At 58.1% G+C, this 5,221-nt stretch carries 1 tRNA gene and 3 rRNA genes; all 4 read right to left on the minus strand.

Annotated elements, in window-relative coordinates:
* Window positions 1–104, minus strand: a 5S ribosomal RNA gene (gene rrf / locus AC6I6X_RS22775); the annotation flags it as partial.
* A gap of 126 nt (window positions 105–230) precedes the next feature.
* Window positions 231–3,149, minus strand: a 23S ribosomal RNA gene (locus AC6I6X_RS22780).
* A gap of 223 nt (window positions 3,150–3,372) precedes the next feature.
* Window positions 3,373–3,444, minus strand: a tRNA-Ala gene (locus tag AC6I6X_RS22785).
* Between the two features lie 170 nt (window positions 3,445–3,614).
* A 16S ribosomal RNA gene (locus AC6I6X_RS22790) occupies window positions 3,615–5,089 on the minus strand.
* Window positions 5,090–5,221: the final 132 nt, after the last annotated feature.

Consider the following 5,221-nt stretch of genomic DNA (forward strand, 5'->3'; position numbering starts at 1 on the left):
TTTCCCAGAGGGTCTCCCACTCCAGTACTCACCGAAACGCAGGCGGGCTTATCTTCCGTGTTCGGGATGGGTACGGGAGGAACCCCGCCGCTGTGGCCGCCTTAACGCCGACTCACGGAATCGAACCGTGATCATACCAATATCGGTGGCGGAAGACCGCGTTGTACGTGTAGTCCAGTTAGCGCCCGGACCCGTTCTCGAATCACGGATCCAATGCGATGTAGTGTATGAGTGTGTGGCTCGGCCGATTAGTGCTCGCGGGCTCAACACCTCGTTGCCTCGGTGCGTACACCCCGAGTCTATCGAACTCGTCTTCTACGAGTGGCCTCGGTGGTTCCTCTTTTCCAGGTGGGTTTCGAGCTTAGATGCGTTCAGCTCTTACCCCGTGGTGCGTAGCTGCCCGGCACGTGCTCTTTCGAACAGCCGGTACACCAGTGGCACCCATTCGTAGTTCCTCTCGTACTATACGAACGTTCCCGTCAGGAACCGTAACACCCCCAATAGATAGCAGCCGACCTGTCTCACGACGGTCTAAACCCAGCTCACGACCTCCTTTAATAGGCGAACAACCTCACCCTTGCCCGCTTCTGCACGGGCAGGATGGAGGGAACCGACATCGAGGTAGCAAGCCACCCGGTCGATATGTGCTCTTGCGGGTGACGACTCTGTTATCCCTAAGGTAGCTTTTCTGTCAGCAATTGCCCGCATCAAGCAGGCTAATTGGTTCGCTAGACCACGCTTTCGCGTCAGCGTCCGTCGTTGTGCCGGACACTGTCAGACTTCCTTGTGCTCTTGCGCTCTATCCCGCGTCTCCGACGCGGGTGAGGAAATCTTGGGGCGCGCCCGATATCTTTTCAGGCGCGTACCGCCCCAGTCAAACTGCCCGGCTACCAGTGTCCTCCGCCAGGAGTGAGAGTCGCAGTCACCATCGGGTAGTATTTCAATGACGCCTCGGTGGCCCGCTGGCGCGGGTACCTGTGTAACGGCTCCTACCTATGCTGCACAATGGCGACCACGTCTCAGTGACAGCCTGCAGTAAAGCTCTATAGGGTCTTCGCTTCCCCTTGGGGGTCTCCAGACTCCGCACTGGAACGTACAGTTCACCGGGCCCAACGTTGGGACAGTGGCGCTCTCGTTGATCCATTCATGCAAGCCGCTACTGAAGCGGCAAGGTACTACGCTACCTTAAGAGGGTCATAGTTACCCCCGCCGTTAACGGGTCCTTCGTCCCCTTGTAAGGGGTGTTCAGATACCCGCACTGGGCAGGATTCAGTGACCGTACGAGTCCTTACGGATTTGCGGTCACCTATGTTGTTACTAGACAGTCGGAGCGCCCGAGTCACTGCGACCTGCCACTTTCCGTGGCAGGCATCCCTTATTGCGAACGTACGGGACTAACTTGCCGAATTCCCTAACGTCGGTTGCTCCCGACAGACCTTGGCTTTCGCCGCCACGAGTACCTGTGTCGGATCTCGGTACGGACAGTGTGCTCGCCTTTTCACGGGCTCTAGGTTGACCTGACTTGCGCTATCCTGCCATTCGAACGCTTCGTGCCATTACGGCTTCCACGCTCTTCGACAGTTCGACCGGGCGAAAGCCCGGCTCAGGCGGCCCCAAAGCGTCGGCTTTGAGTGCACACTGGCATAGGAATATTAACCTATTTCCCTGTTGTCGTACTCGAGTTGCGGTACGACTTAGGACCGGCTAACCCTCAGCTGATCAGCATTGCTGAGGAACCCTTACTCGTTCGGCCGTCGGGGTTCTAACCCGACTAACGCTGCTACTATGACCAGGATTTTCGTTTCTGAACGGTCCACACGACCTCTCGGCCGTGCTTCCACCCGAACAGAACGCCAACCTACGGGATCGTGTTGTGACACACGCCGCTAGGTCTCGGTGGTGGATTTGAGCCCCGATCATTTTCAGCGCGCCGAACCTCGGCCGGTAAGCTGTTACGCTTTTCTTAGAGGGTAGCTGCTTCTAAGCTCACCTCCCGGCTGTCTAGGGCTCGGCACCACTTTCGATCGCACTTAATCCACACTTGGGGACCTTAACCCAGCTCTGGGTTGTCTCCCTCACGGTACACAGGCTTACCCCGCGCACCGGACTCCCCGCGTCGAGCGGCGTTCGTAAGTTCGGAGTTGGACAGGGGGGCGCACTCCTCTCGGAGTGCGGTCCCCCAATCCGTCGCTCTACCTCACGAACTACCTCGGCGGAGGTGATGCTTCGACATCTTTCGGTTGGAACCAGCTGTTTCCGGACTCGATGGGCCTTTCACCCCTAGACGTAGATCACGAGAGGGTATTGTAGGACACCAACTCTAGCAGGCCTCCACGTGCCTTTCGGCACGCTTCACCTTGTCCACGCCTAGATCGTCCGGTTTCGGGTAATGCCCGTTTGACTCCCCGCGCTTGAACACGGCGGCCCTCATGCAAAGCATTGCGGCCATGTCGGTTTCCCTGCGCCTTCCCCGATGATCGGGTTAGACTCGTCAAACAGGCATACTCCCTGGTTCGTTTTTCAAAACGTACGACGGAACACCGGCTTCCTGTGATTCTTACTGTACCTTCGCAGGTAGGTCATTTCTCACAGGACCTTGTGTGCCCCGTCGCTCTATCGCCAACTGATTTCACGCCCTATTGCACCTCCCTTTGTGGGGTGCTTTTCAGCGTTCGCTCACGCTACTTGTTCGCTATCGGTCTCGAGGAGTGTTTAGTCTTCGCGGTCGATGCCCGCGGAATTCTCGAGGGATATCCAACCCCCGATACTCTGGAGCTGACTCGTCCGTTACTCGTCGACGGTACGGGACTGTCACCCTGTTTCGTGCTCTGTTCCAAGAGACTTCGTGTCGAGTTTCGCGGAGTGATCGTCAGTCCGAACACCACATTGCCTGACGGCTTCGGTTTGGACTGCGTCGCGTTCATTCGCCATTACTAACGACATCGCGGTTGCTTTCTTTTCCTGTCGATACTAAGATGTTTCAATTCTCGACGTTCCCCATTGCGCGAAGCAATTGCGGTGGGGATTCCCATTCGGAGATCCTCAGTTCTTTCCCTCCGTGCGGGTCCCTGAGGCTTTTCGCAGCTTGGCACGTCCTTCTTCAGCTCTCGAGCCGAGCGATCCACCAGCTGGCACAGTAGCCACGTTCATCGGATCGGCAGTTGCGGATGCAACTACGTAGTGACCCGGGAACGGGTCCAGTGGACGCCTGGACTACACGTACACACGGTCTCATCTGCAGGCCTGTAGACAGCAAGCCTGCATTAACCCTTCCCACCCACGCTTGCGCGGGATGGTGCATCGGTTCTGTCGTACCCAATCGTCGCGCCGTCACCCACTTAAGGGGCACGATTCGACGACCGGGACGTGACATGGACCCACAGGGATTCGAACCCTGGGCATCCTCCTTGCAAAGGAGGCACTCTACCACTGAGCTATGGGCCCACCCCCTCGCCAGACGGCGAGGGGAGCAAACGTTAGCCTCGACAGTTCAAAGGTGCCCGATCGGCCAACGGTGATCTCCGAAGAGATCGGTGGTCGATCGAACGTGTGGGCCACTCGTTGTGACCGCAAATCGCGAAGGTGGGTCAGGCCGTCGGCCTGATCCCGGTCTGTGGAGGTGATCCAGCCGCAGATTCCCCTACGGCTACCTTGTTACGACTTAAGCCCCCTTGCGGAGCCCAGATTCGACCGGCGTTGCGCCGGCCTCATCCGGACCCCACTCGGGTGCTTTGACGGGCGGTGTGTGCAAGGAGCAGGGACGTATTCACCGCGCCCTTCTGAGGCGCGATTACTACCGAATCCAGCTTCATGTGGGCGAGTTTCAGCCCACAATCCGAACTACGACCGAGTTTCGGAGATTAGCGCCCCCTCTCGGGGTTGCATCCCACTGTCTCGGCCATTGTAGCCCGCGTGTCGCCCAGCACATTCGGGGCATACTGACCTACCGTTGCCCATTCCTTCCTCCAGTTTGGCACTGGCAGTCCTCCTAATGTACCCATCGACCACGAGGGTCATGCTGGCAATTAGGAGTGTGGGTCTCGCTCGTTGCCTGACTTAACAGGACGCCTCACGGTACGAGCTGACGGCGGCCATGCACCTCCTCTCAGTAGCTCCAGTAAGCTCATCACACTGACCTTCACAGCATACTGTCGGTGCTGGTGAGATGTCCGGCGTTGAGTCCAATTAAACCGCAGGCTCCTCCGGTTGTAGTGCTCCCCCGCCAATTCCTTTAAGTTTCATCCTTGCGGACGTACTTCCCAGGCGGTCTGCTTCACGGCTTCCCTACGGCACAACACAGGCTCGTAGCCTGTGTCACACCTAGCAGACATCGTTTACAGCTCGGACTACCCGGGTATCTAATCCGGTTCGTGACCCGAGCTTTCGTCCCTCACCGTCGGATCCGTCCTCCAGAGGCGCTTTCGCCACCGGTGGTCCGTCCAGGATTACGGGATTTCACTCCTACCCCGGACGTACCCCTCTGGTCTTCCGGTCCCAAGCCAGGCAGTTTCCACCGGACGCCTCCCCGTTGGGCGGGGAGATTTCCCGGCGGACTTGCCTGGCCAGCTACGGACGCTTTAGGCCCAATAATAGCGGTCATCACTCGTGCTGCCGGTATTACCGCGGCGGCTGGCACCGGTCTTGCCCAGCACTTATTCGTACACCACCTTACGGTGTACAAAAGCGAGGACTATATGCCCTCGCACCTGGAGTCCCCTTATCGCACTGGCGTGCAGTGTAAAGGTTTCGCGCCTGCTGCGCCCCGTAGGGCCCGGTATCTTGTCTCAGATACCGTCTCCGGGCTCTTGCTCTCACAACCCGTACCGATTACTGGCACGGTGGGCCGTTACCCCACCGTCTACCTAATCGGCCGCAGCCACATCCTACAGCGCCGGGGCGTTTCAAGCTCTCCGCAATTCCAGCGTGAGAGCCGTATGCGCTATTAGCCTCAGTTTCCCGAGGTTATCGCGCTCTGTAGGGTAGTTTGGCCACGTGTTACTGAGCTATCTGCTACGAGTCTGAACTCGTGCAACTAGCATGGCTAAATCGGACTCCACTAGCAATGACCTCCGGCAGGATCAACCGGAATGCTATGTACTCCCAGTCGTAGACTGGGAGGGTCTGTTGGCGGTGAATGTAGTACACACTCACACAGTTGGGTCCACACGTTCGATGACACTGATCGGAATCGCCGACCGATCGGGCGTCACCGAACTGTCGA

The organism is Halosolutus sp. YCN4 (genome assembly GCF_059736495.1).